Origin of the sequence: Aeromonas sp. 600948, from assembly GCF_049174875.1 — a bacterium.
In the GTDB taxonomy this organism is placed as follows: Bacteria; Pseudomonadota; Gammaproteobacteria; order Enterobacterales; family Aeromonadaceae; genus Aeromonas; species Aeromonas veronii_A.
The window spans coordinates 34,059-59,883 of record NZ_JAAKTY010000012.1 but is presented as its reverse complement, the minus strand read 5'-3'; the positions used below and the strand labels follow the sequence as shown (position 1 = coordinate 59,883).

At 57.9% G+C, this 25,825-nt stretch carries 26 protein-coding genes; 14 read left to right on the top strand and 12 right to left on the bottom strand.

From position 1 onward, the window contains the following. The first annotated feature begins 247 nt into the window (after positions 1-247). The 5 genes from G5182_RS11970 (at position 248) to G5182_RS11950 (ending at position 3,175) form a co-directional block, all read left to right on the top strand. A complete protein-coding gene (locus G5182_RS11970; protein ID WP_421231391.1) occupies positions 248-1,288 on the top strand; it encodes a DUF3549 family protein in 1,041 nt (346 codons plus the stop codon). A 111-nt stretch (positions 1,289-1,399) separates the two neighbouring features. Beyond that, a complete protein-coding gene (locus G5182_RS11965; protein ID WP_042657215.1) occupies positions 1,400-1,699 on the top strand; it encodes a DUF3301 domain-containing protein in 300 nt (99 codons plus the stop codon). Between the two features lie 74 nt (positions 1,700-1,773). Continuing rightward, positions 1,774-2,010, top strand: a complete 237-nt coding sequence (locus tag G5182_RS11960; protein ID WP_005338602.1) for a DUF2789 family protein — start codon at positions 1,774-1,776, stop codon at positions 2,008-2,010. A gap of 79 nt (positions 2,011-2,089) precedes the next feature. Next, the gene (locus tag G5182_RS11955) at positions 2,090-2,386 is read left to right on the top strand and encodes a DNA-binding protein (protein ID WP_421231392.1); all 297 of its coding nucleotides are present in this window, start codon (positions 2,090-2,092) and stop codon (positions 2,384-2,386) included. Positions 2,387-2,389: 3 nt separating this feature from the next. Beyond that, the gene (locus G5182_RS11950; RefSeq protein ID WP_421254407.1) at positions 2,390-3,175 is read left to right on the top strand and encodes a Zn-ribbon-containing protein; all 786 of its coding nucleotides are present in this window, start codon (positions 2,390-2,392) and stop codon (positions 3,173-3,175) included. Between the two features lie 92 nt (positions 3,176-3,267). On the opposite strand, the gene syd is transcribed toward G5182_RS11950, so the two are convergent. Further along, a complete protein-coding gene (syd, locus tag G5182_RS11945; RefSeq protein ID WP_201943214.1) occupies positions 3,268-3,816 on the bottom strand; it encodes a SecY-interacting protein in 549 nt (182 codons plus the stop codon). A gap of 204 nt (positions 3,817-4,020) precedes the next feature. On the opposite strand from syd, the gene queF reads away from it, so the two are divergent. The 7 genes from queF (at position 4,021) to G5182_RS11910 (ending at position 13,205) form a co-directional block, all read left to right on the top strand. Then, entirely contained in the window at positions 4,021-4,869 is an 849-nt protein-coding gene (queF, locus tag G5182_RS11940; protein ID WP_101530823.1) for an NADPH-dependent 7-cyano-7-deazaguanine reductase QueF, read from the top strand. Between the two features lie 177 nt (positions 4,870-5,046). Further along, positions 5,047-7,329: a hypothetical protein gene (locus tag G5182_RS11935; RefSeq protein ID WP_421254406.1), complete on the top strand. Its 2,283-nt coding sequence runs from the start codon at positions 5,047-5,049 to the stop codon at positions 7,327-7,329. Positions 7,330-7,408: 79 nt separating this feature from the next. Beyond that, positions 7,409-9,022 (top strand): diguanylate cyclase, encoded by a 1,614-nt coding sequence (locus G5182_RS11930; RefSeq protein ID WP_421254405.1) that lies wholly within the window; start codon positions 7,409-7,411, stop codon positions 9,020-9,022. Positions 9,023-9,170: 148 nt separating this feature from the next. Continuing rightward, complete coding sequence (gene ppnN, locus G5182_RS11925) at positions 9,171-10,526, top strand: nucleotide 5'-monophosphate nucleosidase PpnN (RefSeq protein ID WP_019445906.1); 1,356 nt, start codon at positions 9,171-9,173, stop codon at positions 10,524-10,526. A gap of 135 nt (positions 10,527-10,661) precedes the next feature. After that, entirely contained in the window at positions 10,662-11,462 is an 801-nt protein-coding gene (gene xni / locus G5182_RS11920) for a flap endonuclease Xni (protein WP_216958970.1), read from the top strand. A gap of 159 nt (positions 11,463-11,621) precedes the next feature. After that, entirely contained in the window at positions 11,622-12,629 is a 1,008-nt protein-coding gene (locus tag G5182_RS11915; RefSeq protein WP_421231396.1) for an isocitrate dehydrogenase, read from the top strand. A 117-nt stretch (positions 12,630-12,746) separates the two neighbouring features. Then, on the top strand, positions 12,747-13,205 hold the full coding sequence (locus G5182_RS11910; RefSeq protein ID WP_043819010.1) for a hypothetical protein: 459 nt from the start codon (positions 12,747-12,749) through the stop codon (positions 13,203-13,205). An 82-nt stretch (positions 13,206-13,287) separates the two neighbouring features. On the opposite strand, the gene rlmM is transcribed toward G5182_RS11910, so the two are convergent. The 6 genes from rlmM to dinB all read right to left on the bottom strand — a co-directional run bounded on the left by rlmM (position 13,288) and on the right by dinB (position 19,903). Beyond that, a complete protein-coding gene (gene rlmM, locus G5182_RS11905; protein ID WP_139405780.1) occupies positions 13,288-14,382 on the bottom strand; it encodes a 23S rRNA (cytidine(2498)-2'-O)-methyltransferase RlmM in 1,095 nt (364 codons plus the stop codon). Then, positions 14,375-14,761, bottom strand: coding sequence for a DUF423 domain-containing protein (locus G5182_RS11900; RefSeq protein WP_421252002.1), 387 nt, complete (start codon positions 14,759-14,761; stop codon positions 14,375-14,377). Before G5182_RS11900 ends, rlmM begins: the two co-directional genes overlap by 8 nt. 51 nt (positions 14,762-14,812) lie before the next feature. After that, the gene (locus G5182_RS11895; RefSeq protein ID WP_227341196.1) at positions 14,813-15,442 is read right to left on the bottom strand and encodes an alpha/beta family hydrolase; all 630 of its coding nucleotides are present in this window, start codon (positions 15,440-15,442) and stop codon (positions 14,813-14,815) included. Then, positions 15,435-16,355 (bottom strand): transcriptional regulator GcvA, encoded by a 921-nt coding sequence (locus G5182_RS11890; protein ID WP_005338622.1) that lies wholly within the window; start codon positions 16,353-16,355, stop codon positions 15,435-15,437. The genes G5182_RS11895 and G5182_RS11890 overlap by 8 nt, the downstream gene beginning before the upstream one ends. A gap of 284 nt (positions 16,356-16,639) precedes the next feature. Beyond that, a complete protein-coding gene (locus G5182_RS11885; protein WP_421252003.1) occupies positions 16,640-18,781 on the bottom strand; it encodes a methyl-accepting chemotaxis protein in 2,142 nt (713 codons plus the stop codon). Positions 18,782-18,847: 66 nt separating this feature from the next. Further along, positions 18,848-19,903, bottom strand: coding sequence for a DNA polymerase IV (gene dinB, locus G5182_RS11880; protein ID WP_421231409.1), 1,056 nt, complete (start codon positions 19,901-19,903; stop codon positions 18,848-18,850). Between the two features lie 131 nt (positions 19,904-20,034). Between dinB and G5182_RS11875 the strand changes: the two genes are divergently transcribed. Then, entirely contained in the window at positions 20,035-20,241 is a 207-nt protein-coding gene (locus G5182_RS11875; protein ID WP_245131523.1) for a hypothetical protein, read from the top strand. Positions 20,242-20,352: 111 nt separating this feature from the next. On the opposite strand, the gene G5182_RS11870 is transcribed toward G5182_RS11875, so the two are convergent. Both G5182_RS11870 and G5182_RS11865 read right to left on the bottom strand, forming a co-directional pair. Beyond that, on the bottom strand, positions 20,353-20,913 hold the full coding sequence (locus tag G5182_RS11870) for a DJ-1 family glyoxalase III (protein ID WP_421252004.1): 561 nt from the start codon (positions 20,911-20,913) through the stop codon (positions 20,353-20,355). A 37-nt stretch (positions 20,914-20,950) separates the two neighbouring features. Next, complete coding sequence (locus G5182_RS11865) at positions 20,951-21,904, bottom strand: ketopantoate reductase family protein (RefSeq protein WP_421254404.1); 954 nt, start codon at positions 21,902-21,904, stop codon at positions 20,951-20,953. Between the two features lie 201 nt (positions 21,905-22,105). Between G5182_RS11865 and G5182_RS11860 the strand changes: the two genes are divergently transcribed. Then, a complete protein-coding gene (locus G5182_RS11860; RefSeq protein WP_216951900.1) occupies positions 22,106-22,588 on the top strand; it encodes a YajQ family cyclic di-GMP-binding protein in 483 nt (160 codons plus the stop codon). A gap of 97 nt (positions 22,589-22,685) precedes the next feature. On the opposite strand, the gene G5182_RS11855 is transcribed toward G5182_RS11860, so the two are convergent. The 3 genes from G5182_RS11855 to G5182_RS11845 form a co-directional block, all read right to left on the bottom strand. Beyond that, positions 22,686-23,528: an outer membrane protein OmpK gene (locus tag G5182_RS11855; RefSeq protein ID WP_216951901.1), complete on the bottom strand. Its 843-nt coding sequence runs from the start codon at positions 23,526-23,528 to the stop codon at positions 22,686-22,688. Between the two features lie 156 nt (positions 23,529-23,684). Continuing rightward, positions 23,685-25,064: an AmpG family muropeptide MFS transporter gene (locus G5182_RS11850; protein WP_421205914.1), complete on the bottom strand. Its 1,380-nt coding sequence runs from the start codon at positions 25,062-25,064 to the stop codon at positions 23,685-23,687. Positions 25,065-25,236: 172 nt separating this feature from the next. After that, positions 25,237-25,824, bottom strand: coding sequence for a peptidylprolyl isomerase (locus G5182_RS11845; protein WP_335830618.1), 588 nt, complete (start codon positions 25,822-25,824; stop codon positions 25,237-25,239). Position 25,825: the final 1 nt, after the last annotated feature.

Sequence of the window (25,825 nt, the reverse complement as noted above, 5' to 3'; positions counted from 1 at the left end):
ATCCGCCGACCCGACAGGGTCAGCCAGGATGCCGATACATTCAGTCACGTAGCACCGGCGGTTCAGCCAGCTCGTCGACATACACAGCAGCCAGCGCGGCCTACCGCCTTTAAAAAAGGGCGATACTATACACCTCCCCCCGCATGGCTGCCATGTTGATATCTGCCGCAGCGCACGTCTGCTGCCACTGGCTATCCTCGGCAAGGGCCTTATAATCGGCCCGCATCACCATTAGCCGGATCTCACCATGTCTGTGACGCCTACTGCCATCAATACCTTGACCGAATTTCTGACTCAGGCTGGCACCCAGTTCCAGCTGTTTGACATGGGCCGCCAGGTGCGGCCACTGGCAAGCGACACCTTTGTGCGCATCGAACAGCAGCAGGAGCCCTATCCCTGGCCGCTGCAACAGCACGCCTGGCTCGGTGTACACTTCTTCCAGCCAAGCGAGTCTCGCCACTACCTCTGGTTCCTCAAGTTTGCCCTCGATGAGCGCGGCCTGCTGATGTCAAACGGCCCCAAGCTGTTCATGGATCAGGTGGTGGAGACCCTGGGCTACAAGCTCACCGGCGATCTGGACGAGGAAAAAGCCCAGCGCTTGGCCGACAATCCCTACACCTTCCGCCCGGCGGAGGCCAAGATGGCCAGTCTGCACGCCAAACTGGCGCGCCAGCTGGAACAGGCCCCTTCTGCCTATTACGATGCCCTCTGCCACTATCTGGCCGCCCCCAACGACACTGGTTGGCAGACGCTGGGGCTGCAGGGCTTTGCCGATCTGGCCGAACGACTGCATGATGAGCGCAATCTGGCGCTGATCTGCAAGGCGCTGCCCAAACTGCCGCAAGAGCCGCTCTACGCCCTCTGCCAAAGCCTTGAAAACGCCCCGCTGCCGCCGGCAGTACAAGGCGCCCTGCTTGAGCGGATCGGCAAGGAGCAGGAGTGCGCCGCCCCCAACCCTGAGACCCTGGCCTATCTCTGCCGCGCGATGTCCTCCTGTCCCGGCAGCTCTTTGCGCACCAACAAGCTACTGACCCTGCTGCAAACCCAGCCGAGCCCGGCGCTGCTGCTCGCCATTGCGGGCCGGCTCTGGCCCGACCTGAAAGATGCCAATCTGCTCAGCCACTATCTGGAACAGCTGGCACTGCAACCGACCCAGTTCTTCAATCAGGTTTTTGCCGAGTTGGTCACTTTACCGGCCCTGCGCAATGATATGCTGGCCAGACTGCGTGACCCCGACCGCAGCGATGCGCTGGGCAAGGCCATCGGCCGTCTGTTTGCCTCGGCCTGATCCCTCGCCCCCCCCTCACGCCACTAGGCAACACGGCGGGAAATAGAAAAGGAGATCGGGAGTACCGAGCAGGACTCCCGGTTATCGACATCACGATAAGGAAGCCCGCCTATGGGAGAGATGCTCGGAATTTTGTTGCTGATTGCGATTGCCGGCCTGTTCTGGCTGCAACGCCAACAGGCAGAAGTGGCCTGGCAATACATGCGCCGCTACTGCCAGCACCATGATCTGCAACTGCTGTCGCTGGCCCGCAACCGGCGGGAGCTGGCCCGCAATCCCCTGCGGCTGCTGACCCACTATCAGTTTGAATTCTCCAGCGATGGCGAGAGCCACTATCAGGGCACCCTCAAGATGCAGGGGCTGCACGTCGTAGGCGTTGATCTGCCACCCCATCGCATCCCCTCTGCCTGATCTCCACTCTCGTCTCTGCGCCCGATGGCTGTGCCTGTCTATAATCTCAGGGATTAAACAAAGGGAGAGACGAGATGGAACCCCTTGTCCACGATCTGCCAGCCCTGTTTGCCCAGCTCGGGATGGCCAACGACGAGCTGAGCCTGCACCGCTTTGTGCACGACCATCACCTCGACAATGAGACCCTGCTGCCGGAGGCCGGTTTCTGGAACGCCGCCCAGGCCAGCTTTCTGCGCGACGCCCTGTGGAACGACTCCGACTGGTGTGAAGCGATCGACCAGCTCGATGTGATGCTGCGCCAACCCCGCTAAGCCGCCCTTTCCTCCCCTGCCGGCTTTGGTTAAGATCCCGCCCCGATATCGATCCCCCCTTCTCACCCAGAGCATGCTTATGTCCGCCCACGAGATCATCCGAATTGCCAACGAGCTGGCCGCCAAGGGCCTGACGCCCACCACTGCCATGATCAAGGCCCGCCTCACCCAGCCTGTGCCGATGGCCGAGCTGCTGAAAGTGCTGAGCCAGTGGAAGCAGCAGCCAGTTGCGACCGCCGAGAGCGAGCTCCTGCCAGAGGCTGTGCCTCAGCCAGCACCGGAGCTCACCCTGCAGCAACTCGCCGAACAGCTCGCGCGCATCGAACAGAAGGTGGATCGCCTGACCGACCTGCTCCTCCAGCAGAAGCAAGGCTGAACCATGTATATCATCGAACTCTGCTTTGAGTGCTACCGCGATACCTCCCTTGGCGACGCCGAGCGGGCCATCGTCAACTACCTAGACATGCTGCGTTATCAGGGCCAGATCCTCGGGCGGGAGTTCCCCACCAGCATGCATGAGGGCTATTTCGTCAGTCGGGTGGTCTGCCCAGAGCAGGATAGCCTGCACCCCGACAACCAGAGCGAGCTGGTCAAACTGGCCGAACAGCAGCTCAATCAGGCGGGGTTGCTGGCGCCCAAACTCCAGCTGCAGGGAGCGGATCTGCTCTCCGACAGCACAGATCCTTGCAGCCAGCAGGGCGAGCGGCCGAGCTGGATGATGCTCTACACCAGCTTCCTGCACACCTGCTCGCCGCTGCGCTGTGGCGACCACTTCGCCCCGATTCCGCTCTACCAGCTGCCCGCAGTCGCCAACGGAGATCAGAAGCAGATCATCAAGTGGCAGGAGGATTGGGAGGCGTGCGATCAGTTGCAGATGAACGGCTCCATCGCCGAACATGCGGCGCTGCACGAAATCGGCGAAGTGGGCAGCCACCTCTACCGGCGCGGCACCGATCTGGCCAAACGGCTGGAAGTGCTGAGCGGCATCCCCACCTACTACTACCTCTACCGGGTGGGCGGGCTGAGCGCCGCCGAGGAGAAGGCGCGCCCCTGCCCCAGCTGTGGCGGTGAGTGGGCGCTGGCAGAGCCACTGCACGAGATCTTCGACTTCAAGTGCGACAGCTGCCGTCTGATCTCCAACCTCTCCTGGGATTTCAAGGATTAAGCGCGTTCCCTGTACGCGATGCCATAAAAAAGAGCCTTGCCGCATGGCAAGGCTCTTTTCGTTCCGATGGGTAACCTTGGCTCGAGCAGGTGCTATTGCGGCAACGTCTCCAGCCGTTCCAGAAACGCCGGCAAAGAGGGCGCCAGCGTCAGACGGCGGCCTGAATCGAGCCACTCCAGCCACACCTGACCACTCTCGTTATCCAGCGAGATGAGCGTCATCTCGTTGCGGGTGGTGGCAATAAAGATGGAGGGGGTTCGTTTTAACTTGCGCAGCATCAGCAGGTGGCCGATGAGGTTCTCCCTGAGCAGGTCGAGATCCGCGTCGTTCCATGGCAGGATCAATTCAAGGCGCAGCCCCTTGAAAAGGCAGGGGATGGGGCGGCTGAACCAGTGCCCGAACAGGGCAATGGCGCCGGGATGAATCGTCAGCTCGAGGGCATCGGCCATGGCTGTAAAATCGGCGGGTTCGGGACGATGGTGAGGACGCCAGGCCACCCGACCATCGGCAGGCTCACCAAGCTGGCAGGGGGAACGCCAGTCCGCCTCCCACTCGCACAGGGGCAGGCCTCGTCTGGCCTCGCCATCCCGTTGCCAGCGGGCAAAAAAGTGCTCCAGGGCAGACAAAACTTGATCCGACATCGAAAATCCCCACAATTGCTGGCAAAGTCCGCTATTGCACCACCAAACCCGGTAACAGACAAGGTTGCCAGCCGACCTAGTGACCCGGGAAACAGAACCCGGGATACAGAGAGGCCGACGCCCAAGCCAAGCGGCTGCAACCATCCGGCCCTGCAATGGCCCGTTTCATTCCACTCATCATGAGCACATTACGTGAGCAACCCTGTGAGCAAACAAGATAGATACGCCGGGGCCAGCGCCCTGACCGGCCTGAGCCTGGGCCAGCAATCCGATTACATTAGCCAGTACACCCCCTCCCTGCTGCAGCCGGTTCCACGTAGCCTGAACCGGGATGATCTCAAGCTGGGCGATGACCTGCCCTTTAGCGGTTGCGATGTCTGGACCCTCTATGAGCTCTCCTGGCTCAATGCCAAGGGCAAGCCGATGGTGGCGGTGGGTGAAGTGGCCATTCCGGCCACCAGTGCGAACCTGATCGAATCCAAATCCTTCAAGCTCTACCTCAACTCCTTCAACCAGACCCGTTGCGACTCTATCGAGGCAGTCGCCGCCATGCTGACCAAGGATCTGAGTGCCTGTGCCGGTGAGACCGTCAAGGTGACCCTGTTCCCCCTCGACAAGGCGCCGCACCAGATTGCCCTGCTGCCCGGCGAGTGCATTGATGAGCAGGATATCGAGGTAGACAATTACGAGTTTGATGCGTCCCTGCTGCAAGGGGCGGCCGGCAGCGAGCAGGTTGAAGAGACTCTGCACAGCCACCTGCTCAAATCCAACTGCCTGGTCACCAGCCAGCCCGACTGGGGCTCCGTGGTAATCCGCTACAAGGGGCCGAAACTCGATCGGGAGAAGCTGCTGCGCTACCTCATCTCGTTCCGCCAACACAACGAGTTCCACGAGCAGTGCATCGAGCGGATCTTTATCGACCTCAAGCACTATTGCCAGCCTGAGCAGTTGACCGTCTATGCACGCTATACCCGCCGCGGCGGCCTCGACATCAACCCGTTCCGCTCCGATTTCGAAGCCGTGCCAACCAACCTGCGTCTGATCCGTCAATAAGAGCAGACGTTGATAAAGGGCTTCCCGGTATCACACCCGAGCGCCCTGCTATCTCAACCCTGCTGGCGCCTTGATGCATCCGGCTACAAAGGAGCCTGAGCACACCATCAGTAAACGCTGGACTCGCAGGGGTGGGCTTGGATAACATGCCAACACCTCTGCGCCGTCCTTAATCCAATGAATCAACTGTTTTTTCTGGCTATGATGATGTCTTCTCTGTCCGCTCCGAATCTGGATCTGGACAAGGAGCAACTATCCCTGGATCTGCAACAGGCCCAATCACTGGTGCTGACCGACCCTGCCAGATGTGTTCAGATCACCTCCGCCTTTCTGACGCGTGCGGCCAATAATCCCCAGCAAATCATCAGTAATCGTCAGGAGTTCGGCTATCGCGAGCCTCTGCTCAGCTACAGCACCGTTTCGCAAACCATCGGAGCACACCTGCTTGAAGGGGAGTGCCGAATCCAGCTTGGCCAATATCAAGCTACCCAGCAAACCCTCGACAAGGCGATGGAACTGGCGGAGAGAGAGCGCCAACCCGAACTCAAGGCCCACGCCCTCTATCTCAAAATCCGTAGCCAGGGGCTAAGGCAAGATGGCCAGAACAACAGCCGTATCCTGCTGGAACAATTGGACGAACAGCTGGCCCGTCCCGACCTCAAACAGAGCCAGTTACAGATCTATAGCCGCCTGCAACGCACCAGCTACGAGATTGAAAATCAGCATCTTGAAGACGCCAAGACCCATCTGGCGGATGCAAGGATCTGGGCTGCCAAAGCCACCAATCCTCTTGCCAGCGCCTGGGTCAGCGCCATCAGCGGCGACCTTTATCGTGTGCTGCAACAACCCCAGCTGGCACTGGGTGAATATATCGATGCCCAGCAGCAGGCCAAGAATCTCAACGACCCGCTCTTTCTCGGCTTGCTCTCCAACCAGATAGTCAAACTCTATCAGCAAGAGCAGGAGCCCCAGAAAGCACTGCAATATGCCAATGAAGCGGCCAACTATTTTCACTCCATCGGCAATCCGTCACTGCTATGCGACTCACTTATCGTGCTGGCCCGACTCAACCGCGATCAGGGCGACCTCAATATGGCGCTGGTCTACTTCTTCAATGCGCTGGATTTGCTTGATGAGGGAAGCAGTCGGCCGCAGGCCTCTCTGCTCAAGTACGAGATAGGCAAAACCTATCTGCAAAGCGGTAACCTCTCGCTGGCCGGCAACTACCTCAATGCATCCCGGCAGTCCCACGAGTTGGGCGATGCCAAAGAGCCGCTGATCGATACCCTGCTGTTGCTCGGCGAGCTCTATCTGAAGAAGCAGGAGGCGGCCATCGCCATCCTGCAGCTGGAAAATGCCCGGGCACTGGCCAATCAGGTAGGCGACACTCGCCGCCAGTACGAAGTATTCCGCCTGTTGTCACTTGCGTATGAACAGAAGGGATACCTGCACCAGGCCCTCGACAGTTACAAGCGCTTCCATCGTTTGGGAGAAGAGGTTCGCCAGCAGGAAATTGATCAGGAGCAGGCTGCGATCCGCGACAACTATGTCCAAGTTGAACGGGTACAACACATCAAGGAGCTGGAGCAGCAGCTTAACAACAGCCAGCACCAGCAGGAGCGCTATCTCTGGTCGAGCATTACCACCAGCCTGCTGCTGGCGCTCTTCATCTACCTCTTCTTCACCCTCTGGCTCAAATTGCGTACCGCCCGTCTGCAACTGAAACGCACTGGCGAGGCCCTGCTGATCGAACCCCGTTCCGGACTTGCCAACTGGCAGCGGCTGATGAATCGCTGGCCACGAGAGATGGCAAAACGCCAGCTGAAATCGGAGCGCTGGTATCTGAGCGAAGAGCACAGCGAATTCGATGACAAGCTGCACTACCTGTTGTTCAGGGTGCCCTTTATGGTCAACACCCTCGAGCGCCACGGCTATCAGGTCAGCCGTGAAATCGAGCAGGCGTTCGGCATCTATATGGATACCCTGACCCCGCAAGATGGCCGTATCTATGACTTGCGGGAAGGGCACATGCTGTATGTGGTGCCACAGCGCCACGTGACCAACCTGCATCAACTTGCGGGAGACCTGCTAACCGCAATCGCCGCCTTCCCTTGCCAATACGAGCTTGATCGCCAGATAAGCCTGGGGATTGTCAGCCACCCCTTCCTGCCCAAGGCGGCGACCGCGCTCGATCACAATGGCCTGTTCGACCTCTGCTATCTCGCCCTTTCGGGAGCCATTCAGCTCAGTGAAAAATACCGGCAAAACGCCTGGTTGGAGCTCGCCGCCATCGATTGCCAGCAGGCTGCATTTTTTAATGGGGATGTGTGGCAATGCGGCTTGATGGCAATTGACAAGGGGCTGGTAAAAGTCAATTCTTCTCATGAAAAGCAATGGGTTAACTGGCCCAGCCTCGCAAGGATGCAAGCGGCTGAAGGCCAGCCGGCAAATAATAGATAACAGACGACACTCAACCTCGGGTTCGGCCACTGTTGCTATCCAACACCAAAAACAATAATGACAACAGGGCGACCTGATAATGAATGACATCGCTGCCGTAGCAGGACAATTGGCCAGGCTCAGGGAATCCCTCCAGCAAAAACAGCTGGAGCTCGACGGCGTTCTCTCCTTTTCCGATGCAGAGCGAGCTCGTGGCATCCAGTTTATCAACAAGCTGATGCTCTCTTGCCGCGGCTTCGATCGTGAGCTGGACAATCGCTTCGCCAAGCTCAAGCAGAGACTGGATAGCAATCCCGCATTCACCTCGCTGGATGCAGAGCTACTTGCCATCGAGAAGTTGCTGCAGCAGCACAGCAATGCACTGGAAGAGTCGCTCACCCTGACCCAGGCAGCCATTGATCTTGGCTCAAAACAGCTAAAAACCATCAAGGGCTTCCCGGAAGAGACCCGAAAATCCCTCAAGGAATTTCTGAAAAGCCCCGCCGGCTATGGTATTGCCGATCATCAAAAGAAGGTGATCCGCCTGCTTGAATTCTATCAGCAGGCGATCAAGATCCAGCTGCTGCCAAGCCAGCCACTGTCCGGCTCTTCAGCGCCCCAACAGCAAGAGAGCGAGCCCGGTTGTGAACCCCAACCTGATGTTGAGCCGTTTGACCTCAAAGATCATGCGCGTATCGCAGACGAACTGCAGCGGCTGATCACCGAACTTGATTTCGCCGGTTCAATTGGCGAGAGCCTCGGGGATATCCGCCGTCAACTGCTGATCGGCATCAATCCTGCCCTGCTGGCAGAGACCTGTATGCAGGTCATCGAACTTATCATCGAAGGCACCCGCGAGGAGCGCAAAGCCTCCCGCGCCTTTCTCAGCTCCCTCAACGAGAGCCTGTCAGCAGTGCATGTCGGCTTTACCGAATCCCTCGATGAGGGGCGTGCGCTACAAAATGAAACCCGTGAAACCCGCGAAGCTCTGGTCTGCGAACTGCAGGCGATCGACCACTCCCTGGCCAGCCATAACTCCATCGATGCGCTCAAGCGTGCCATCTCCGGCCATATGGGCGCCATCAATCTGCTGCTGCAAGAACGGGAAAGTACCGCAGCACGGGAACGTCACCTGCTCACCCGCCTCTCCACCATGGAGTCCAAGCTGCGCTTGATGAAGGATGAGACCGCCGAATACAAGAAGCGGCTGACCATTCAGAAGCACAAGCTGTTCCTCGACAGCCTGACTCAGGTACACAACCGGGCCGCCCTCGACGAGCGGCTGGAGCAGGAGTTCAAGCGCTGGCTTCGCTACCGCACTCCGCTCTGCATGGCGATCATCGACATCGATCACTTCAAGAACATCAATGACAATTATGGCCACATGGCCGGCGACAAGGCGTTGAAGGTTGTTGCCAAAGCGCTGCAGAGCGCCCTGCGTGACACTGACTTCATCGCCCGTTTCGGCGGCGAAGAGTTCGTGGTGCTGCTGCCCAATATCAACCCGGACAAGTTCCAGAAGCCGCTGGAAACCCTGCGCCAGACCATCAAGAGCATCCCGTTCCGTTTTCGCGATGCCAAGGTGGAGATCACCATCTCCATCGGCGCAACCCTGTTCAAGGATGGTGACAACCCCTCCGATGTGTTCGAACGGGCGGACAGAGCGCTCTACCACTCCAAGAACGCAGGTCGGGATCAAGTGACACTGGCCTGAGTGGTGACTAAAAAAACAGCGAACAGTCGTCGCCCTATTTCCCTCCCCCCTCCGTTGCCACTACTATCAAACTCAGGGGATGCAACATGGCATCCCTTTTCTCCCCAGGGAAAAAACACAACGATAACAAGTGAGTAAAGGGGAACCTATGATTACGCACATCAATCCCGTTGGCAGCATGGATTTGCTGTCACAGCTTGAGGTGGATCGCCTCAAGCAGACTGCCTCCAGCGATATCTATCAACTGTTTCGCAACTGCTCGCTGGCGGTGCTCAATTCCGGCAGCCATACCGACAGCTCCAAGGAGATCCTGGAGCGCTTCAAATCATTCGACATTCATGTGATCCGGCGCGAGCGCGGGGTCAAGCTGGAACTGTTCAACGCCCCCGAGCACGCGTTCGTCGATGGCGAGATCATTCGTGGTATTCAGGAGCACCTCTTCTCGGTGCTGCGCGACATTCTCTATGTCTCCAACCAGCTTGAATCGAACCGGCTGGTCAACCTCACCAATTCGACTCATATCTCCAACGTGGTGTTCGCCATCCTGCGCAACGCCAAGGTGATCCTGCCTGGCGCCGATCCCAACCTGATCGTCTGCTGGGGTGGCCACTCCATCAACGAGATCGAGTACCAGTACACCCGCGCCGTGGGCAGCGAACTGGGCTTGCGTGAGCTGAACATCTGTACCGGCTGTGGCCCTGGCGCCATGGAGGGTCCGATGAAGGGGGCCGCCGTCGGCCATGCCAAACAACGGGTACGCAACGGGCGCTACATCGGCCTGACCGAGCCCTCCATTATCGCGGCCGAACCGCCCAACCCCATCGTCAACGAGCTGGTGATCCTGCCGGATATCGAGAAACGGCTGGAAGCCTTCGTGCGCCTCGGCCATGGCATCATCATCTTCCCGGGCGGAGTCGGCACCGCCGAAGAGCTGCTCTATCTGCTCGGCATCATGATGCATCCGGCCAACGAGCGGCAGCCGATGCCCATCATCCTGACCGGCCCGAAAGAGAGTGCCGACTACTTCCGTGCCATCGACGACTTCATCAAGGCGACCCTAGGTGAACCGGCGACCAAGCTCTACCGGATCATTGTCGGCGATGCACCGGAAGTGGCCCGGGTGATGAAAGAGGCGATGCCGAAAATCCGCGAATACCGCAAATCGGTCGGCGATGCCTACTCTTTCAACTGGTCCCTCAAGATTGAACCGGAGTTCCAGCTCCCCTTCGAGCCGGATCACGCCAGCATGGCAAGTCTGGATCTGCACCGCAACCAGCCGCCCCAGTTGCTGGCAGCCAACCTGCGTCGTGCCTTCTCCGGTATCGTCGCCGGCAACGTCAAGGAAGGGGGCATTCGCGCCATCGAGAAGAAAGGCCCCTTCAAGCTGCACGGCGACAAGGAGCTGATGCACCTGATGGACAAGCTGCTGGAGAGTTTCGTCAAGCAGCAGCGGATGAAGCTGCCGGGCAGCCAGTATGTGCCCTGCTACGAAATCGTCCGCTAGGGTACAGATACATCATCGACAGAGGGGCGCATCGGCGCCCCTCTTTATTGGCTCAATGCCTTCCCGACTGCCATCAATCCCCCATAAGGCGAGCGGTTTGTTACAATGGGGCGTCCCTACCGCCAAGAGTGCCCCATGTCAGCTATCCGGCCACACCTGCTCATCATCGATGCCCTCAATCTCATTCGCCGTCTGCACGCGGTACAGGCCCAGCAGGCACTGACCCCTGCCCAGGCGCTGGTTGCAACTCGCGCCAACCTTATCAATACCTGCCGCAAGCTGCTGGCCAATAGCGAGCCAACCCATGTCATTGCCGTGTTTGATGGCGAGGTGCATAGCTGGCGCAAAGAGGTCTATCCGGCCTACAAGGAGGGGCGAACCCCCATGCCCCCTGAACTGCGTGAGGGGTTGGCGACCCTGCAGGATGCCTTTTGGGAGTGCGGTGTCGATGCCCTGCTCTCCGAGACCGATGAAGCGGATGACCTTATCGCCACCCTGGCCAGCGGCATCGCCAGCCATGGCCATCAGGCGACCATCATCTCCACCGACAAGGGCTTCTGCCAACTGATCTGCCCGCAGATCCGGGTACGCGACTACTTCAACAAACGCTGGCTGGATGCCGCCTTCGTCCAGCAGCAATATGGGGTAGCCCCTGCTCAGCTGGTCGACTTCTGGGCCCTGACCGGTATCAGCGGTTCCAATATCAAGGGGGTTCCGGGGATCGGCCCCAAGACCGCCACCCAGCTGTTGCAGCAATATGGCAATCTGGCAGCCATGCTCGAAGCCTGTCAGCAAGAGGATGCCGCCAAGCCACTGCTCAAGCTGCGCCAGCATCAGGATGAGGCCCTGCTGGCCCAGCGGCTGGTGCGCTTGCAGCGGGATATTCCACTGGGATTCAACCTGCGGGACATCCGCTACCCGCCCCAGCCGGACTAAATGGCCGAACAAAAATGCAGGCAAGGGGGCGAACCATGACGAGACTCACCCTCGCTGTTGATGAAAGTGAGTAGAATGTAAAGGAATGTGGTTGGTTTGCTGAGTAAATGCTATAAAACAGCCCCATCCTCCCCTATACCCTGGAAGTGGAACCCTCTCATGTCCAAAAGAAAAATTACCGTGATCCCCGGCGACGGCATCGGCCCCAGCATCATTGAATCAGCCATCCAGATCCTGACCCATGCGGGTTGTGACTTTGAGTACGAATACGCTGATGCGGGTCTGGTTGCCCTCGAGAAGCATGGCGAGCTGCTGCCCCAATCCACCCTGGATCTGATTGAGAAGAACAAGGTGAGCCTGAAAGGGCCATTGACCACACCGGTCGGCGGCGGTTTTACCTCCATCAACGTCTCCCTGCGCAAGAAGTTCAACCTCTACGCCAACGTGCGCCCGGTCATCTCCTTCAAGGGCACCAGAAGCCGTTACGACAACATCGACATCATCACAGTGCGTGAAAACACCGAAGGGATGTACTCGGGTGTAGGCCAGAAGCGCAGTGATGACAACAAGAGCGCCGAGGCGATGAGCATCATCACCCGCGAAGGGGCCGAGCGCATCGTCAAGTTCGCCTTCGAGCTGGCCCGTCAGGAAGGTCGCAAGAAGGTCACCATCATCCACAAGGCGAACATCCTCAAGTCGACCTCCGGCCTGTTCCTCGAAGTGGCACGTGAAATCGCCAGCCACTACCCGGATATCCAGAGCGAAGAGATGATCGTCGATGCCGCCTGCATGAATTTGGTGATGTATCCGGAGCGTTTCGATGTCATGGTCACTACCAACCTGTTCGGCGACATCCTCTCGGATCTCTGCGCCGGTCTGGTTGGCGGTCTCGGCATGGCGCCCGGCGCCAACATCGGCGATGGCGCGGCCATCTTCGAAGCGGTCCACGGTTCTGCGCCTGACATAGCTGGCAAGAATATCGCCAACCCGACCTCGGTGATCCTCGCCTCCATTCAGATGCTGGAGTACCTCGGCATGCAGGATAAGGCAGAGCGGATCCGCGAGGCAGTACGAGCCACCATCGAATCCGGTGATCGGGTCACCCGCGATCTGGGTGGCACGGCTTCCACCAGCGAATTCACCCAGGCCATCATCGATCGCCTGTGAGTTAATTAATTGATTTTAAAAGGGAGCTTCGGCTCCCTTTTTTATATTTCCGAATCCTTTGCCACTCCCTAAACAGCAACTATGTTCAATAGAGAAGAAGAACAGGGAGTGTTTTTCATGAAGGGATACGGGTGCTATCTGGTTTCGGGTCTGATGCTGGTGTGTGGTACTGCAAGTGCCTTCGAACAGGATCAACAGACCCAAACTGCCAAACTGCCACAGCAGGAAAAACGGACTGCCACCGAGGTATGGCGTTCAAGCCTGGATACCAACGACCTGCTCAAGGCACCCAAACCCCTGTCATTTGGTATTGAAGTCTCCACCGACAACTTTGGTAATCAAAAGATCACCTCCTACCCGCAGCTTAATCTGACCCCGGAAAAGAGCGTCAGTCTGTCGGTCGAACGCTTCAGACCCAAGGTCAAGTTCAAGGCTGGCGGAATGAACACCGCCCTCAGGCTGAGAGGAGACGGGATAAAGATGCAGTTCAATCCGGTAGACAAAACCATCCCGCTGCAGATAGAGATCAAGGTGACCGACGACGAATCCTCCCTGCGCCTCGATTACCGTTTCTGATATTTTCCGGCAGCCGAATAGCAAAAGGCCGACAGCTTTCCCTGTCGGCCTTGGTATTTATCGTACAGGCAGAACTGCTACATCACGCCTTGGGCTCGAGTTTGGAGACCCAGTACTTGTTGTAAACATGCACGGTGATCTCTTCTCGATCGTGATAGAGCTGCTTGGCCTGGATCACGAACGCGTTGTCGATCTCCTTGAGCATTTCGCGCAACACCTCGATATTGTGTACCGATTCAGCATAACGCTTCTTCATCGGCAGCTTGAGGTTGAACATCGCCTCCTGGCAGTCGCCCTCACGGAACCAGTCTGCAATCATGTGAACGACCCGCGCCGGTTTATCGACCATGTCGCACACCAGCCAGTAGGTGTTCTTCTTGCTCGGACGCCAGACGAAACCGTCATCCCGGATATGCTTGACCTGACCGGTATCCATCAGGGATTGGGCCATCATGCCGTTGTCGACCGCCGTCACCATCATGCCACGACGCACCAGCTGATAGGTCCAGCCACCCGGACAGGCACCCAGATCCACCGCCTTCATGCCTGAGCAGAGACGCACATCCCACTCTTCCCGCGGCACGAACACGTAAAACGCCTCCTCCAGCTTGAGGCTGGAGCGGCTCGGCGCATCGGCCGGGAAGCGCAGGCGCGGGATCCCCATGTGGAATCCGGAGTTGTTGAACGAATAGGAGTAGCCCAGCAAGACATGATCATTGGCCATGAAGAAGGCGTGGAACACCGGACGGTTTGGCGTCTCCTTCTTGGTCAGGATCTCGTTGCTGCGCAGCGCCTGACGAAGCGGCACGGTGAACTTGCGGCAGAAGGCCGACAGCTCTTTCGCTTCGTTGGTGTCCGCGGTTTCGACCCGCAGATCACCGCAAATGGTGTAGTCACTCACCGCCTCAAGGATCGGGGAGATCCTGTCCGCGACATCCAGCTCCTTCAGCTCATGGGTGACCACCAGCATCTGGCGGATGAAGATGAGCTCCCGGAATGGCAGCTTGCGAGCCAGCAGGTCCGCCTGCTCCTCGTCATACAGTTCGAAGATCACATAACCGCTGTCGTCCTTGACCCGGGCGAAACCGTAGCACTGCATGTTACCGGCACGCTCGGTGATCTCTGCAGCCGCCTCTTTCTCAAAACCGGGGCGGCAATAAAGCAGCAGATTATTCATTTTTTCCTCCAAGACGACAGCCAGCCCAGATCAGGGCCGTCCATCCCAACATAAAACAGAGGCCACCGGCCGGGGTAATCAACCCCAGCCCCTTGCTGCCAAGCAGCACCATGGCGTAAATACTGCCGGAGAATCCGATGATCCCCAGCACAAAAGCGGTGCCAGCCAGGTGGATCACCCTGCTGCGCACACCACACCAGCCCAGAACCAGCAGGGCCAATGCGTGAAAAAACTGATATTGCACGGCGGTAGTGAATGCCGCCAGACGCTCGGGCGTAATGCCGGTCGCCGCCAATCCATGGGCGCCATAAGCCCCCAGCATGGTGGCCGTCAACCCGAAGAGACCGGCCAGTATCAGCCAATGTCGATGGATCTGCATCCTCACTCTCCCTCTCTCATCGAGGCTGGCAATAAAGCCAACCCTCTCGTGCTATCCATGCCGGGCCACAAAATGGCTGATGGCCGCCGCTGCATGCTGCATATTCTCCTGCTCACTCACGCCACTGGCTTTACGCGGTTTGAAACCATGATCACCATCGGTCAACCAATGGACCGATACGGCGGGTGAGAAGGGGAAATCGGCCAGTTCGGCGCGACTACCGAAGGTATCGCGCTCCCCCTGCAACAGCAGGGTTGGTACTGCAATGTGCTTGAGTACCTCGCCTCGCCAGCTGTCGGGCTTGGCCGGAGGGTGGAAAGGATACCCGAGAATGAGCAATCCTGCAGCATTCATCTCACCCTCGCCTTCGCTATACAGTTCCGCCGCCATCCGCCCGCCCATCGACTTGCCCGCCAGAAACAGCCGTGGATGGGCAAACTCACGGATCATGTCGCGCCAATGAGCGAGCAGCACAGGCGCCCTGTCAGGCGGGCGGCGCTTGCCATCCTGTGCTCGCTTGGTCATGTAGGGAAAGTTGAAGCGCACCACTTCGATATCCGGCCCGGCCAGCAGGCGTGACAACTCGGCAAGAAAGGGGTGATCCATCCCTGCACCTGCCCCGTGGGCCAGCAAAATGCGAACGGGGGCATCAACTGCCCCCTCGCGGATCACCTCATGCATCGGCGAGCCTTGCCCTGCGACGCGCCTCTTCCTGCTCCACCAGCTCCAGCATCCAGTCGCGGAAGGCAACGATCTTGCCCTGATCCGACTGCTGCTCCTGGCACACCAGATAGAAAGCATTCTTACTCACCAACACCTGCTCGAACGGACAGATGAGGCGACCAGCCTCAATCTCGGGCTGAGCCAGCACGCTGTGACCAAGTGCCACTCCCTGACCGTGGATCGCCGCCTGGATCACCATGGTGGAGTGGCTGAAGATGGGGCCCTGATTGACGTTGGGCGCATCGATGTCGAGCTGGCGGAACCACGCCTTCCAGTCGCGGCGGGAGGTATCGTGCAGCAGGGTATGAAGAGTCAAATCTTGCGGCGTACGCAGCGGTTTGGGCCCGGTCAGCAGCAAGGGAGAACAGACCGGGATCAGGTATTCGGTATGCAGCTTGTCCGAGCGCAGACCCGGCCAGTTGCCGCGCCCGTAATAGATGGCAACATCCACATCGTCGGTAAGCGACCCTTCATCGAGATCAACCGCCTTGATCCGTACATCGATATCGGGGTGGCGCTCGCTGAACTTGACCAACCGCGGCACCAACCACTGGATGGCGAAACTCGGCTGCAAACTGACAGTCAACGCCCCCTTGGCACTGCGGGCCAGCAGCTTGTCGGTCGCTTCCGAGATGGAGGCAAAGATGTCCTTGATATCCAGAAAATAGCCCTGCCCCTCTTCGGTCAGCAACAAGGAGCGGTTTTTGCGGCGGAACAACTTGATGCCAAGATACTCCTCCAGCGCCTTGATCTGGTGACTGATGGCAGCCTGAGTCACAAACAACTCTTCTGCTGCGCGGGTAAAGCTTAAGTGACGAGCCGCAGCTTCAAAGGCCTTGAGGGCATTGAGCGGGGGTAAACGACGAGACATGACACCAGCCGACGATGAGTTTTTCTAATGGGGCGCATTATAATTTGTCGGTTGCGGGTCGACCAGTGAATAAACATAATTCGCCCAGCAATCAGTCGTCATATGGCTCACATTTTCTACTACGTGCTGGTTTACATGTGTTTTTAGTGAGCCTTTCGACTGTGATTGTGGTGTTGTGTTTCTTCCTCTGCGGGAAGAGGGGCTCAAATCTCACCGGTTTGACCCAGTCTGTCATCTGAATGTGTTTGGCGCCTCCAGCTGGATGGCGCCTTTTTTCATCCCTTCTATACCTTGAACTGCCCCACCAGCTGCAGCTGTTTATCCGCCAGCGCAGAGAGCTCGCGACCATTTTCGGCGGAGGTCGCCGCCTCGGCCCGAATGGTGTGGCTCACATCGCGAATGTTGCTGACGTTGCGGTTTATCTCGTCCGCCACCCGGCTCTGCTCCTGCGCCGCCCGGGCAATCTGCTCGTTCATCTGATGGATGGTGGAGACCGACTGGATAATCTGCTCCAGCACCTGCACCGAGAGATCCACCTTGGCGAGCGTCTCGTCAGCCTGACCATGACCATCGCGGATAGCCTTGACCACGGCGCCGGTACCGGATTGCAGTTGGCTGATCAGGGTCTGGATCTCGACGATGGCATTCTGGGTGCGACCGGCCAGATTGCGTACCTCGTCTGCCACCACGGCAAAACCACGGCCCTGTTCACCGGCTCGCGCCGCTTCAATGGCCGCATTGAGTGCCAACAGGTTGGTCTGCTCGGCAATCCCCTGGATTACGATTAGGATGTCATTGATGTTGCCGCTGTTGGCCGAGAGATGCTCGGCTACCGGCTGGGCATCGTTGATGATGGTCATCAGCTTGCGCATCGCCTCCTGGGTGTCGGCAACGACATATTTGCCCTCTTGCGCCGCGCTATCAGTGGTGTTGGCGGCCGCCACCGCCGAGCCGGCATTACCGGAGACCTGCAACGCCGTGGCACTCAGCTCTTCAAATGCCGTCGCCACCAGATCGATCTCCTGATACTGGGCCTGCATGCCGCTGCTGGTGCGCTCAGCCACTTGCGCGGCGCGCTCGGCACTGTTGCGGGTGCCGGAGACGGTATCAATCACCTGACTGATGGTGGATTGCAGCTTGTTGAGGAAGCTGTTGAACCAGGTGGCCAGCTCGCCGATCTCGTCTTGCCGCTGGATCTCGATACGCTGGGTCAAATCCCCCTCACCGCTGGCGATATCCTTGAGGCGGGCAACCACGGCGCGGATGGGCGCCACAATCTGGCGCGCCATCAACCAGATAAAACTCAGGGCCACCAGCGAGATCAGCACCCCGATTGACAGCTGCGAGACTACGCTGCGATTGGCCTCACTGGCCAGCTCATCTTGCAGTTGCTGGGCCGAGGCCAGCACTACGGCCCGTGGCAATTCAATGTAGATGCCCCATTTACGGTCGGTGCCACGCATGGATACCGGGACAAAGGTCTGCAACAAGGTGCCATCGCTGCTCCAGCGAGTCAGCTCCTGACCCTGACTGAGCCAGCCTTTCAGCTCGCTGGCCAGCCCCTGATACTTCTGATCCAGCCCACGCCCCATGGTCACATCGAACTCATCGGCTCCCGCCACACGCCCCTCGTGACTGACCAGCAAGATTCTGCCCTTGCCGTCATAGAGCTCCTTGTCCATGGTACTGACCAGACTCTGCAAAGTGGCCAGCGAGATATCGACCCCGACCATCCCCAGCAAGGTCTCCTGCTCCAGTAGCGGGACCGTCACCGAGGTCATCAATATCTGTTTATCGCCCACATCGTCCAGATAGGGCTCCAGCAGGCAGAGGGCACGGGTGCGAATGCTGCAGCGATACCACTCGTTTTCGATGCCACCAGCCTCGGTCGGGCTCTCATCGGCCAGTACATCCTCATTCTGCACTTCCGGCTCTATCTTGCCGTTGTCATAGGCCCAGTAACTGGAAAAACGCCCCTTGTCATTTGAGCCCAGTTCCGTAGAGCCCTGATAGTTGCTGTCCTCCCCATCCAGCTGATCGGGCTCAAATACCGCATAGACGCCGAGCAGGTTGGTCGATGAGGCTGCCGCATCGTGCAATTGCTGATTGATAGCCCCGCGCAGCGCCTCCGAATGAACGAAGTTGTCGGCCGCATTCTTGCGCTGGAACAGCACGCTCTCGGCCAGCAGACTGGCACGAAAATAGGCTTCATCAAGATAGCTGGTCACCTTGGCGGCCTGCTCTGACCCCATCGCTTTCATCCTGTTTTCGGCTGACAGCTGTGCCTCATGCATGGTGGCTTGCCGCACCTGGGACTGCATCTTGCTCGCGTTATAAATAGAGGAGGTGACCAGCGCAGCGGCCGTGACCAGCAGACAGCAACCGGCGATCAGGGTAATCCGTCCCTGGACAGAAAGAGCATTCATGCCAATATTCCTACTTCATGCAGATACAGGTAGATTATCGACTTTATAAACAAAAACTTAACCATCTCATAGCAAATCCAGCGAGAGTTGGTTTACTTCTCCCTCCTTCGGTAGCCCGACTACCAATCCCAGCAGACGTATCGAACGCCCTTGCGCCCGCAGCAGCCCTTCCTTGAGCAGTGGTGTGAACAATGCGGCCTGATAGCCCCCCTGGCTGCGATAGACGGTAGTCTGATGGAAGTCGGCAAACTTGAGTTTAATCCCCTGGCCCATCACCTGCTCGGCAGGACACGCCAGCTGAAATCGCCGTTCCAGCTCAGGCAGCAGTTGCTGCAATACCTTCAGACAGGCCTCTTCGTCACAGAGATCGCTTGCCAGGGTGGTCTCCACCCCGATGGTTTTGCGGATCCGGTGCGCCTGCACCGGCTGTTCATCCAGCCCCCAGATACGGGTCGTCAGCATTTCGCCCAGCTTGCCAAAGCGACGGCACAACTCCTCTGCCGACAAGGCTCGGGCATCTTCGCAGGTGTATAGCCCCTGCGCCTCCAGCCGCTCGGCAGTCTTGCGCCCCACCCCGGGCAGTTTGCCGAGGGGCAACTGGCAAACAAATTCGGCTACTTCATCGGGACGAATGACAAACAGACCATCAGGCTTGCGCTGCTCCGAGGCGAGCTTGGCGAGAAACTTGTTGGGGGCCACTCCAGCCGAGGCGGTCAATCCCAGTTCGGTGACGATGGCTTGCCGGATCTCTTGCGCCATCAGGGTGGCGCTGCCGCCACAGCAACGACTGTGGGTCACGTCGAGGTAAGCCTCGTCCAGCGACAGTGGTTCAACCTGATCGGTATAGCGCAGGAAAATTGCCCTGAGCTGACGGGAGATATCCTTGTATACCGCCATTCGCCCAGGGATCAGTACCAGCGGCGGGCAGAGTTTTTTCGCCAGTGCGCTCGGCATGGCGGAGCGCACACCGAACCGGCGCGCCACATAGTTGCAGGTCGAGATGACGCCGCGCCGCTCGGAGGCCCCCCCTATCGCAAGCGGAACTTCCCGCAATGCGGGGTTATCCCGCATCTCCACCGCGGCAAAAAAGCAGTCCATGTCGATATGGATGATCTTGCGCATACCACTGTATAAATAAACAGACATGGCATCATCTTACCCCAAGGATAACCACAGCTCTATCTCTCTCGTTACGGCTAAAACGATAGACTCTAAAGAGACCCTCACCACCACAATGACAAGGAGCGTTCGGAATGAAATATCTCTGGCTGGGACTCTGTGTGCTGCCGCTGACCGGCATCGGCAAGAACAACCCGACGGCGGAGTGCCGCTGGCTGTTCGACCGGATTGAGATACTGGAACAGGCCATCAAGAAAGGAGACACGCTGGGCACTCAGGAAGAGCTGGCACGCTGGCGTGAGGAATACAGCAAGAAACAGTGTTCACAATACGACTACTGAGCCGGACAAGATGGCGTGACCGACAACGGCAGATAACAAACGGGCCCCGATCAAGATGACCGGGGCCCGGTTTTCAAAGCATGGCTAGTTTGATTCAGCAACAGAGTGCGCTCAAGGCAGCACCATAGGGCCAACCACGGCGGTAGCCACATCATCCCCACGCAGCACCCGAACCAGTTCAAGCGCAAACTCGATGGCACTGCCCGGCCCCTGGCTGGTGATAAGGCGATGAGCCTCATCCCTGACGACCCGCTCATGTGACAGTTGCGATGTCGGTAGTCGGGACTGAAAGCCGGGATGACAGGTGACGATGGCATCATCCAGCAGAGCGTGATGTTGCAACACCACCACAGGGGCGGCGCAGATGGCTGCGCGCCAGCGACCAAGAGCGGCCTGCTCTTTGAGCCGTTCGATGGCCAGCGGGGTATCGCGGATCACTTCGCTGCCGGGCAAACCACCGGGTACCACGATGGCTTCAAAGTCCCGACGGGTCAGCTCGTCGATATGACAATCAGCCACCAGCTGTACCCCGCGCGATGCCTTCACTTGCCGCGATCCGGCTGGGCAACAAGAGGCCAGCACCACCTCGATGCTGGCGCGCACCAGGGTATCGACAATCGCGACCGTCTCTATCTCTTCCGACCCGGGGGCCACCAGCACCAGTACACTCACGTTCGCCTCCTTGCAGCTTGCTCTGCCATGTAAAAGATCAGACGGCCTGACTCTTCTCTTTAATCGCCTGATAGAGACCCTGATTGACCGGTACGGCAATGCCATGCCGGGCAGCCTTGGCCAACAGGAAGCCGGTGATGGCCTCAATCTCGGTCTCGCGTCCCAGCTCCATATCCTGATGCATGGAGGAGTAATTGTCAGCTGTCAGTTCCACCACTGTCATCACCCGACGCTGCAACTCCTCTGCCGTTGTTGCAACTCCTTCGGCGCACATCACATCCGCCACCTCCACGCAGATCTGCTGCAGGGCATCGGCAAAACGGGGGCCAGCTAGCTCGCCATTTTTCAGCTTGTAGAGGGCCGTCAGGGGATTGATGGCACAGTTGATGGCCAGCTTTTGCCACTGGCGTGCCACTATCTGCTCATCCCAACCCGCCTGACCCAATGCCTGCGCCAACTCATCTGCCAGTGATGCATGAGCCTTGGCCGCCTCGTTAAATGGCCCCAACCAGGTTTCCCCCTTGCCGGTATGACGGAACACGAAATGGCCCGCCTTCATGGCACCATGGCTGGTCACCCCGGCAATCACCGGGTTATGCGGGAACATCTGGACCACCTTCTCGGCAATCCCCATCCCGTTGTGCAGCAGTACGATCGGCACGCCAGCATCCAGATTGCCAGCCAGTGGAGCTAGGGCGCCAACCACCTGACTGGCCTTGGTCATCACCAACAGACGCTGGATTTTTCCCGGCTGGCTGGCAAATGCACGTTCGATATTGAGCAGCTGTACCTGCCCCTCCAGCGAAGTAAAGTCAAATCCGGGGTGCAGGGTAGATTGATGATGCTCACGCAACAAGACTCGAGTGGATTGACCACTGATGGTCAACAGGGAGGCAAAAACGCCGCCGAGAGCTCCGCACCCGAGCAGTGTCCACTTGGGCGCTGCAGGTGGCATAACGGGTTGTCGGGAATTTTTTAATCCGCTTGGCATGATGTGACTCTGTCAGGGTAAGGGTTGCAATCCTCTCAACCTGTTACCGGGAATAAATGAAAAATAGCGCGAACGGACACTAACGGGTCCAATCTTCCTGTGCGCAGGGGATTCTAGCAGAGCACTCCCATCAAAATCAGCAAATTTGCCGTATTTCTGGTAGATTTGGCCCCCGATAACGCAACATGAGGAGCTTCGGCTATGCCGTCATTCGATATTGTCTCTGAAGTCAAAATGAACGAGGTGTTGAACGCTGTCGACAACGCTAATCGTGAACTGGCCACCCGTTTCGATTTTCGTGGGGTAGAAGCCAGCTTCGAGTTGAACAAGGAAGAGGTAAAACTGGAAGCCGATGCCGATTTCCAGCTCAAGCAGATGGTTGAAATTCTGCGCGGCGCCCTGCTCAAGCGCAACATCGAAAACAGCTCCATGGAAGTGGGTGACTCCGTTCACTCCGGCAAACGCTTCCACCTGACCGTCAAGTTCAAACAGGGGATCGAGAAAGAGATCGCCAAGAAGCTGGTCAAGCTGATCAAGGACTCCAAGATCAAGGTACAGGTCGCCATCCAGGGTGATGAAGTACGTGTCACCGGCAAGAAGCGTGACGATCTGCAAGAGACCATGGCACTGGTCCGTGGCGCCGACCTGGGCCAACCGATGCAGTTTCAGAATTTCCGCGACTGATGATGGGAGAGAAGGGCTCTCCCTTCTCCTCTTCTTTAATCGTCCGAGCATAAAAAAACCGGAGCAAATGCTCCGGTTTTTTGTTCCCCAAGTTTTATTAGAACTTGTAGGTAACAGAGAAGTAGTGGCTGAAGCCGGTGCTCTTCCACGGGGTACCGTCGTAGGCTTTGGAGCCATCTTTGGTACCGTAGGCATCCATGAAATACTTCAGGCCATAACCAACCGCGTAGCGATCGGAGTGCCAGTAGATACCGTGGAAGGTGGCCAGGTTGTCGCTGGTACGGTCAGCACGGTCATGGGTATCCAGGCCGAATTGATAATCCAGATAACCCTGGTAGGAGACAAAGCTGCCATTGCCGAAGGTATAGAAAGGCTTGAACCAGTTCATGGAGAACTGATAACCGTTCCACTCACCTTCTTCTTCGGTGAAGAACTGGTTCTCGGTGGCGTGACGTGCATACAGGTTCATGCCAACCTTGCCAAACCAGGGAACCATCACATCGGCACCCAGACCCAGCTGGTTTTCCATCTGCTTGTCACCAACGTTGTTCAGGTTGGCAATGTAAAGCTCTTGCACAGGACCAAAGGAGAGATCTTTACCTGTCAGCGCATCCAGAGACATACGCGGTGCAAACTTCATGAACAGGTTCTGACCATGGTGTTTATTGCTGTGACGGGAGTCGAAAATATCGAATACGTCGACGTAACCGTACAGGTCAAACAGGCCGGAGCGACCACCGAACTCCATCTCAAAATAGGTATCGTTGTAGTCCTCTTCACCGGTAGTGAAAGGGCGCTGGTCGATGGTGTGCATGACGTTGAACTGCATCCACTTGTAGTCATTCTTGTGGATATCACCGCTGTAGTCAGCAGCAAAGGCTGGAGTTGCGGCAGCAGCCAGCAGACCGGTAGCGATCAGAGTCTTGGTAAATTTGGCCATTTTATTGGTCTCTTGTGCGTTAGTTGAGGTTTTCCGTAGCCTGCCCACAAGGAGCGAGAGGAATTCTAATCAAATAAAATTGGGGGTGAAACAACTTCTCGGGAACTTTATCCGGAAGTGTGAATCTAATCACCCCCGATTCTACGCAAACGCTTGCTATTTGTCAGCAACTGAGAACAACTCACCCCCTTTACGGGCGACCAGCACAATCAACAACAACACGGGCAAGCCCAACAAACTGGTGCCGACAAAGAAGGCGCTGTAGCCAATCTGCTCCACCACCTGCCCCGAAAAACCGGCCAACAACTTGGGCAGCAGCAACATCACCGAGCTGAACAGGGCGTATTGCGTCGCTGAAAACGCCACATTGGTCAGGCTGGAGAGATAGGTCACAAAAGCTGCGGTGGCGATGCCGGCGCTGAGGTTATCGAGCGAAATGATCAGGGTCAGCAGCTCCAGGTTGTGACCAACCTGATGGAGCAGGGCAAACAGCAGATTGGTGCTGGCGGTGAGCAGCGCCCCGAGAAACAGGATCCGCAGCGTGCCAAAGCGCATCACCAGCACGCCCCCCAGTGCCGCCCCCACCAGCGTCATGATAACGCCAAACACCTTGGTGATAGTGGCGACTTCGGTCTTGCTGAACTGCATATCCACATAGAAGCTGTTGGACATCACCCCCATCACCACATCCGCAATCCGGTAACAGGCGATAAGCAACAGGATAAGCAGCGCCGAGCGACCATAACGGCGAAAGAAGTCGGCAAACGGACTCCAGACCGCCTCATAACCCCAGGCTCCGGCACTTGCCAAGGGGGCGGGCCACCCCTTTTCCTGCAGCAGTGCCTTGCGCTCTGCCTGTTGTCTGCCCTGACCGGCCAGATCGATATCAGGTTCATGGCAGAACAGCGTGGTAATCACCCCGAGTGACATCAGACCGGCCATCACCAGATAGGTGATCTGCCAGCCACGATAGTCATAGCCGCTGTTGCTGCCAAACCAGGCTGCCAGCGCCAATGCGCCGGCACCGGCGATGATCATCGCCAACCGGTAGCCAGTCATGTAGGAGGCCGCCATCGCAGCCTGCAGTCGCTCGGGCGCGGATTCGATGCGATAGGCGTCGATCACGATATCCTGAGTCGCCGAGGCAAAGGCCACCAGCAGGGCGAACAAGGCCAAATGAGTCAACCCGCTCTTGGGATCACAAAGTGCCATACCGACCAGCGCACCAGCGATCAGCAGTTGGGAGAAGAGCATCCAGCTACGACGACGCCCCAGCAGTCTCGAAAGCAGTGGTAATGGCATGCGATCCACCAGCGGAGACCACATCCATTTAAAGCCGTAGGCGAGCGCCACCCAGCTCATGTAACCGATATCGGTCAGGCTGACATCGGCCTCGCGCAACCAGAATGAGAGGGTGCCAAATACCAGCAACAGCGGCAGACCCGATGAAAAGCCCATGGCAAAGAGAATGAGTACTCGGGCTTCGAGATAAACAGCGAGCGATTCCCGCCAACTCGGTGTGCGGATCATATTCAACTACCTGACGACTTTGGAAAAGTGCGTCATTTTGGCAGGTTGATGGCAGATAGCCAAGGCAAGCAAAGAGATAGGCAAAAGAAGCCCGGATAGAGAAAAGGCCCATCCCGAACGGGATGAGCCTTGTATTGTGATCTGACGAGGCGAGGTGACGAACCGCGTCCGGCGAGAGTTACTTGCCCGCTTTCTTGTCGACTTTCTTGTCTGCCGGAGTTTCTGCCAGCAAGAACACCTTCTTCAGAATGATGGGACTGGTCGGCACATCATTGGCACGCAAAATGGGGCTGTAACCGGTCTGTACCTGGGCCAACTTGTCCAGCACCTCCATCCCCTGCACCACCTGACCGAACACGGTATAACCCGCGGCGCCACCGGCGTTGAGGTTATTGTTGTCGACCAGATTGAAGTAGAACTGGCGAGTAGCGCTGTCGACCGCCTGGGTGCGAGCCATGGCGATGGAGCCACGCTTGTTGGGCAGACCGCCACGCGACTCGTTGACCACCGGCTCATAAGTCGGCAGCTGCTGGAACTGCTGGTTGTAACCCCCACCCTGCACCACGAAATCCTGGATCACCCGGTGGAAGATACTGCCGTCATAGCTGCCATCAGCCACGTAGCGCAGGAAGTTCTTCACCGTCTGGGGCGCCTGCTTAGGAGCCAGCTCCACCACGATATTGCCGTGGTTGGTCTCCATTCTGACTTTCGGGCCTGCGAACGCCAGCGGGGCGATCAGCATGGCCAGCAACCAGAGTTTTTTCATC

What these genes read in the sequence shown, in the direction of transcription:
- G5182_RS11970 (WP_421231391.1), top strand. Translation starts at nt 248, where the DNA reads ATGTCTGTGACGCCTACTGCCATCAATACCTTGACCGAATTTCTGACT.
- G5182_RS11965 (WP_042657215.1), top strand. Translation starts at nt 1,400, where the DNA reads ATGGGAGAGATGCTCGGAATTTTGTTGCTGATTGCGATTGCCGGCCTG.
- G5182_RS11960 (WP_005338602.1), top strand. Translation starts at nt 1,774, where the DNA reads ATGGAACCCCTTGTCCACGATCTGCCAGCCCTGTTTGCCCAGCTCGGG.
- G5182_RS11955 (WP_421231392.1), top strand. Translation starts at nt 2,090, where the DNA reads ATGTCCGCCCACGAGATCATCCGAATTGCCAACGAGCTGGCCGCCAAG.
- G5182_RS11950 (WP_421254407.1), top strand. Translation starts at nt 2,390, where the DNA reads ATGTATATCATCGAACTCTGCTTTGAGTGCTACCGCGATACCTCCCTT.
- syd (WP_201943214.1), bottom strand. Translation starts at nt 3,816, where the DNA reads ATGTCGGATCAAGTTTTGTCTGCCCTGGAGCACTTTTTTGCCCGCTGG.
- G5182_RS11935 (WP_421254406.1), top strand. Translation starts at nt 5,047, where the DNA reads ATGAATCAACTGTTTTTTCTGGCTATGATGATGTCTTCTCTGTCCGCT.
- G5182_RS11930 (WP_421254405.1), top strand. Translation starts at nt 7,409, where the DNA reads ATGAATGACATCGCTGCCGTAGCAGGACAATTGGCCAGGCTCAGGGAA.
- ppnN (WP_019445906.1), top strand. Translation starts at nt 9,171, where the DNA reads ATGATTACGCACATCAATCCCGTTGGCAGCATGGATTTGCTGTCACAG.
- xni (WP_216958970.1), top strand. Translation starts at nt 10,662, where the DNA reads ATGTCAGCTATCCGGCCACACCTGCTCATCATCGATGCCCTCAATCTC.
- G5182_RS11915 (WP_421231396.1), top strand. Translation starts at nt 11,622, where the DNA reads ATGTCCAAAAGAAAAATTACCGTGATCCCCGGCGACGGCATCGGCCCC.
- G5182_RS11910 (WP_043819010.1), top strand. Translation starts at nt 12,747, where the DNA reads ATGAAGGGATACGGGTGCTATCTGGTTTCGGGTCTGATGCTGGTGTGT.
- rlmM (WP_139405780.1), bottom strand. Translation starts at nt 14,382, where the DNA reads ATGAATAATCTGCTGCTTTATTGCCGCCCCGGTTTTGAGAAAGAGGCG.
- G5182_RS11900 (WP_421252002.1), bottom strand. Translation starts at nt 14,761, where the DNA reads ATGCAGATCCATCGACATTGGCTGATACTGGCCGGTCTCTTCGGGTTG.
- G5182_RS11895 (WP_227341196.1), bottom strand. Translation starts at nt 15,442, where the DNA reads ATGCATGAGGTGATCCGCGAGGGGGCAGTTGATGCCCCCGTTCGCATT.
- G5182_RS11890 (WP_005338622.1), bottom strand. Translation starts at nt 16,355, where the DNA reads ATGTCTCGTCGTTTACCCCCGCTCAATGCCCTCAAGGCCTTTGAAGCT.
- G5182_RS11885 (WP_421252003.1), bottom strand. Translation starts at nt 18,781, where the DNA reads ATGAATGCTCTTTCTGTCCAGGGACGGATTACCCTGATCGCCGGTTGC.
- dinB (WP_421231409.1), bottom strand. Translation starts at nt 19,903, where the DNA reads ATGCGCAAGATCATCCATATCGACATGGACTGCTTTTTTGCCGCGGTG.
- G5182_RS11875 (WP_245131523.1), top strand. Translation starts at nt 20,035, where the DNA reads ATGAAATATCTCTGGCTGGGACTCTGTGTGCTGCCGCTGACCGGCATC.
- G5182_RS11865 (WP_421254404.1), bottom strand. Translation starts at nt 21,904, where the DNA reads ATGCCAAGCGGATTAAAAAATTCCCGACAACCCGTTATGCCACCTGCA.
- G5182_RS11860 (WP_216951900.1), top strand. Translation starts at nt 22,106, where the DNA reads ATGCCGTCATTCGATATTGTCTCTGAAGTCAAAATGAACGAGGTGTTG.
- G5182_RS11855 (WP_216951901.1), bottom strand. Translation starts at nt 23,528, where the DNA reads ATGGCCAAATTTACCAAGACTCTGATCGCTACCGGTCTGCTGGCTGCT.
- G5182_RS11845 (WP_335830618.1), bottom strand. Translation starts at nt 25,824, where the DNA reads ATGAAAAAACTCTGGTTGCTGGCCATGCTGATCGCCCCGCTGGCGTTC.